This window comes from Streptomyces sp. NPDC004647 (genome assembly GCF_040609575.1).
In the GTDB taxonomy this organism is placed as follows: domain Bacteria; phylum Actinomycetota; class Actinomycetes; order Streptomycetales; family Streptomycetaceae; genus Streptomyces.
On the sequence record NZ_JBEXKU010000220.1, the window covers coordinates 1 to 1195 of the forward strand.

Here is a 1195-nt window from a genome sequence, read left to right on the forward strand (position 1 = left end):
CCGGGAGCGTGGCCGAGGCGGACATGCAGCGGCTGGCCCGCTCGGGAATGCCGCCGCTCTCCGTCGAGCAGGGAATCGCGCTGTTCGACGCGGCGCTCGCCTCCGGCGAGACCTTGGTGGCGCCGGTGCTGCTGGATATCCCCGCGCTGCGGGCACAGGGCGAAGTGCCGCCGCTGCTACGGTCGTTGATCCGTACCCGCTCCCGTCGGAGCGCGGTAGCCGGATCCGCCACCGCCACCGGACTGCTCGCCCAGTTGGCCGGACTGACCGCCTCCGCCCGGCACGAAGCACTGCTGGACCTCGTACGCAGTAAGGTCGCCCTCGTACTCGGTCACGTCGGCGCGGCGGCCGTGAACGCCACCTCCCAGTTCCGGGAATTGGGCTTCGACTCCCTGATGGCCGTGGAGCTGCGGAACCAACTGAGCACGGTGACGGGCCTGCGGCTGACAGCCACGCTGATCTTCGACTATCCGACCGCGGCAGCCCTGGCGGACCACCTCCGGGACGAGCTGTTCGGCACGGAGGCCGAGACCTCGATTCCGGTCCGGATCCTGCCGCCCGTGGCCGACGATCCGATCGCGATCGTCGGCATGGCCTGCCGCTACCCGGGCGGAGTGACCTCGCCCGAAGATCTCTGGCAGCTCGTCACGGAGGGTGGTGACGCCGTCTCCGGCTTTCCGACCAACCGTGGCTGGGACGTGGACGGACTCTTCAACCCGGATCCGGACCACGCGGGCACGTCGTACACCCGCTCGGGCGGCTTCCTCCAGAACGCGGGTGAGTTCGATCCCGCCTTCTTCGGGATGAGCCCGCGTGAGGCGATGGCGACGGACTCGCAGCAGCGGCTGCTGCTCGAAGCGTCGTGGGAGGCAATCGAGCGGGCGGGCATCGACCCGGTGTCGCTGAGGGAGAGCCAGACCGGTGTGTTCGCCGGTGTGATGTACAACGACTACGGCACCACATTGAACGGCAAGCAGTTCGAAGGTCACCAGGGCCAGGGCAGCGCGGGAAGCGTGGCCTCGGGCCGAGTCTCGTACACCCTGGGCCTCGAGGGTCCGGCGGTGACGGTGGATACGGCGTGCTCGTCGTCGCTGGTGGCGATGCATCTCGCCGCGCAGGCCCTGCGGAGCGGTGAATGCTCGCTGGCGCTGGCCGGCGGTGTCACCGTCATGTCGACCCCCGGTACTTTCGTGGA

At 69.5% G+C, this 1195-nt stretch carries 1 protein-coding gene; it reads left to right on the forward strand.

Features of this window, described 5'->3' with window-relative positions; translation table 11 throughout:
• Positions 1–1195 (forward strand): beta-ketoacyl synthase N-terminal-like domain-containing protein (locus ABZW18_RS34790; RefSeq protein ID WP_356195530.1); only part of this gene is annotated, 1195 nt, incomplete at both ends.